This is a genomic window from Pseudoalteromonas sp. SR45-5 (assembly GCF_014163565.1).
GTDB lineage: Bacteria > Pseudomonadota > Gammaproteobacteria > Enterobacterales > Alteromonadaceae > Pseudoalteromonas > Pseudoalteromonas distincta.
Window position 1 is genome coordinate 1 of sequence record NZ_JACJDN010000408.1, and the last position, 3,743, is coordinate 3,743.

The following is a 3,743-nucleotide window of genomic DNA, read 5'->3' on the forward strand; positions in this document are numbered from 1 at the left end:
AACACGGCGTTGCGCTATTAACTTCAATGCCAGCAAATCGTACAACAGATATAATACTAGAAAGAAATAGTTTTGAAGATCCGTTTTTAATACCAGCTAACGAGGGTTTTTCTATTACACCAAGGGCTGGTTTTGTAGAGTATATGGACTTCGCATTAAATAATGCCAGTGAAGTGGAGGGAGTTGTTTATCAACAAAAAGGTGATACAACACAGATCCAGCCCTTTGCAAATATAGCGCTATTGAATGAGAAAGGGGATCAAGTTGCACAAACTCAAGCAGCATATGATGGCTATTATTTATTTACAGACCTTAAACCGGGGCAGTATAAAGCAGTAATTGATGATGAATATAAACAACGCAAGCAGCTAAACAACACTCAAAATATAACAGTTAATTTATCGCCTCAAGGAGATGTAGTAATGGGCGTTGATTTAACGTTAAAGGCGCTCAGTGCAACAACAGGAAGCATTGCCAATGCCGGAAGTTTTAGTTCGTTAAATATCTTAAAAATTTATTACCGTTTAATAGCACCACGAATAGAGCAGCAAGAAGCTTTTTATATGTATGATAAAGCTAAAAATAAATTTATTTTAGCCTTAGCGTACGCAACAAATAGTTCGCCAAAGCTTATCTCTGTATGCGACTCAGTAAAAGCGCAAGGATTAAAGTGTGTTGTTGAAACACATAAAATACTTCATTAAAGGAATTAGGATGAAAAGAGTTCAATGTATATTTTTAATCAGTGCAATGTTGCTAAGTTATGGTTGTGCGAATAATAAAGCAATTGATAATAGTATTACTCAGACGGAAATAGCTGACGAAAAAAGCTACGTAAAAATAACAAAGCAAGAACTTGAAGCTCTAAAAATGAGCTCCCAGCAGTGGCAAAATATGAGGCCTGAACTTACGCGTTTATTACTTATTGAAGAAGACTTAAGTTTACTAATATCGCAACTTAATACAATTGCAAAAGAAAATGAGCAGAAAAACGCACCAGTAATAAAAGCAGAAATCGTTAATACCAACACTATTAATAACTCGAATATACAAGTAACAAAACCAGTTAATCCCAAATTTGCTTTACAAGTGCTTTCAATAACGCAAAAAGAACAACTCTCTTTAGCTTTTAGGCAGCTACAGAAAAAGCTTCCTAACTTACTAGGCGATAATTTTGTAATGAATGTTGAAACAATAAATGTAAAAGGAGTTATGTATAACCGCTTAAAGCTAGGCGCATACATAGACAAAAAAAACGCTATGGCTGACTGTCAAAAATTAAAGAGCCAAAATATAAATTGTTTAGTTAGTTATTACGTAGATCAGCCTTTTACCGCACAATAGCTAAGTCGGCATACAAATTGCTTTATCCTCAGTATGTTTTGAAGAGGATGGCAATTATGCGCCTTTTACTGCCTTTATTGTTTTTAAATTTAGCTGCTTGTAACTTGGTGCCACCACCAGAACCAAGTGTGCCTACAAATGCACCTAAAGCGGCCATGGCTCCTTTTACGGTTAATGACTATGTAGTTAATTTAACGTCGCAACTTAACCACCTAAATGGAGCCTTAAATGCTAATGCACGTGTTGGCGTTAGTAGCTTCTTTTATGCAGATGCACTAGATACTAAATTAGTGACAGGGCAGGCCTCAGGCTTAAGTCAGCAGATCCAAGAAAGCCTGCTTACACAATTTACTCAACTGGGTTATCACACCGTTGAGTACAGACTTGGGAATAACCTCTCTTTATCAGAAAACTCAGACAGTATTTTAAGTCGCGATTTAAGTAAATTACGTAATCGCCAAAATATTGACTTAGTTATCACAGGAACAGTGACTCGCCAGCAGCATGCATACATAGTTAATGCACGGCTTGTGAATATAGAAAATAAACAGGTGCTCTCTGCGGGAAGTACCGAGATCCCAATTAATGTAATGTGGGGCAATGAGAAAATTCAGCAGCGTGACGGACTTTTATACCGAAGCGAATACTAATTTGGAGCACAAAATGAAAAACCTATTAATTACATTATGCTTACCACTGGGCTTTGGTTGCTCTCAAATACTAGGCACAATGAATACAGACACCGCAACACCACAAAGTGAGCAAAGCAACCAACTGGTGAGTAACCAACGCGACGTTGCAGCGCCTGTTTCTGACGATAACTTATTTCAGTCAGGAATGGCTCCACAAGATAACTACACAAAAGCAACACCGCCAATGCGTAAAAATATTAACCATTATGTGCGTGGCATAATGCAAGACATGGTTGAAAACTTACAGTACGTAAGTGAACAAACACCATTAGCTGTTTCGAGTTTTATTTTTTTAGATGAAGACTACAACGATGGTAGCTTACTAGGAAACCAAATTGCAGAAAGCTTCATGCATGAATTACACAGCTTTGGTGTACCCGTTATTGATTTTAAAACAACTGATTTTATGCGTGTTACCTCAACAGGCGACTTTGTATTTAGTCGCGACTATTTAGAGCTAAAACAAGATCAAAACTTTAAGTATGTACTAGCCGGTACGCTTGTAAACCATCAAGGTGGTGTACTTGTTAATGCACGTATTGTTGGGCTAGAAAGTAAGGCCGTAGTCGGTTCTGCACAAGGGTTTATTCCACAGTCGGTTGTTGATGCGCTTAATAGTAGCTATCGCACTGATGGCATAATGTTAAAACAAGCAAGCAAGTGAGATAATTATGTATAGTAAATTATTAAACCGCTTTATCGTTTTTTTTGCTTTAGCTAATTTAACTGGTTGTGCCTTTACTCAAAATAATGAAAGTGCTGAAATGAATGCATCTTCAACCACACAAGTAAATTATGACCTAGCAAGCATGCTTAAAACAGCCGAGCAAAAATCAACTCAAGACGATGCTAACGGCAATCAATTTACACCACTTCAGCACCATAAAACACTTGCTAACTATGTAGAGCAAATGGCACTTGATTTGGTTGATACGCTTGAATTTGAAAGTGATACCGACACCAACATTAATATTGCTGTTACTACTTTGGTCGATCTTGATTCATCGCTTACTAAAAGTAATCAATTGGGTAATCAAATTTCTGAAACATTAATTCATCAGTTACAAAAGTTTGGTTATGGCGTGGTTGATTTTAAGACAACCCAAACAATAGATGTAAATAGCCGTGGTGATTTTGCTTTCTCGCGTGATATTGAAAAGCTTAGCGAAGAGCAAATGGCGAGCCATGTATTAGCGGGTACATTAATTTATCGACATGATGCTGTTGTTGTTAATACACGTGTAATTAATGCGCATACAAAAAAAATCGTCGCGAGTAGTCGAAAACTAATCCCAATTTATGTACTAAATAAAGAAGATATATACTTATCAAGCAATTAAGTTCAGTTGTCGCTTGATATAAAAAACCAGATGCCGTTATAATTCAGACCTCTAAGCACACAGCTTATTTGTGGCCTCTTAGTTAAATGGATATAACGGCCCCCTCCTAAGGGGCAGTTGCAGGTTCGATTCCTGCAGGGGCTACCAATTAAATTAATGAGTTATGCTTGTGTAGCACATATGTAGCGTGATGAGTTTATTAAATAGTGGATTACACTCAACTCTTATAATTGTACCTAGCCATTGTTTGACTGATATCAACTAGCATAGATTTATTACGAATAGCCCAGTTAAGAATAAAGTGTAAAAAAAGCCGAAAGGTTTTTTAAAGTTAGCCAATAAAGTTAAGTAGAAAGTAGAAACCTCA

4 protein-coding genes, 1 tRNA gene and 1 pseudogene are annotated in these 3,743 nt (G+C 36.8%); all 6 read left to right on the top strand.

Translation table 11 applies throughout. The features are described 5' to 3' along the window. A pseudogene (locus tag H5072_RS14165) lies at nt 1-704 on the top strand (hypothetical protein); the annotation flags it as partial. Between the two features lie 10 nt (nt 705-714). Then, a complete protein-coding gene (locus H5072_RS14170) occupies nt 715-1,344 on the top strand; it encodes an SPOR domain-containing protein (RefSeq protein WP_182693884.1) in 630 nt (209 codons plus the stop codon). Between the two features lie 56 nt (nt 1,345-1,400). Next, nucleotides 1,401-1,994, top strand: coding sequence for a FlgO family outer membrane protein (locus tag H5072_RS14175; RefSeq protein ID WP_149602251.1), 594 nt, complete (start codon nt 1,401-1,403; stop codon nt 1,992-1,994). A gap of 13 nt (nt 1,995-2,007) precedes the next feature. Then, the gene (locus tag H5072_RS14180; protein WP_182693885.1) at nt 2,008-2,700 is read left to right on the top strand and encodes a FlgO family outer membrane protein; all 693 of its coding nucleotides are present in this window, start codon (nt 2,008-2,010) and stop codon (nt 2,698-2,700) included. A gap of 7 nt (nt 2,701-2,707) precedes the next feature. Further along, complete coding sequence (locus H5072_RS14185) at nt 2,708-3,376, top strand: FlgO family outer membrane protein (protein ID WP_182693886.1); 669 nt, start codon at nt 2,708-2,710, stop codon at nt 3,374-3,376. A gap of 72 nt (nt 3,377-3,448) precedes the next feature. Beyond that, a tRNA-Arg gene (locus tag H5072_RS14190) sits at nt 3,449-3,523 on the top strand. Nucleotides 3,524-3,743 lie beyond the last annotated feature (220 nt).

Bases quoted from the DNA above. Each gene is read 5' to 3' on its own strand.
- H5072_RS14170 (WP_182693884.1), top strand. From the start codon at position 715: ATGAAAAGAGTTCAATGTATATTTTTAATCAGTGCAATGTTGCTAAGT.
- H5072_RS14175 (WP_149602251.1), top strand. From the start codon at position 1,401: ATGCGCCTTTTACTGCCTTTATTGTTTTTAAATTTAGCTGCTTGTAAC.
- H5072_RS14180 (WP_182693885.1), top strand. From the start codon at position 2,008: ATGAAAAACCTATTAATTACATTATGCTTACCACTGGGCTTTGGTTGC.
- H5072_RS14185 (WP_182693886.1), top strand. From the start codon at position 2,708: ATGTATAGTAAATTATTAAACCGCTTTATCGTTTTTTTTGCTTTAGCT.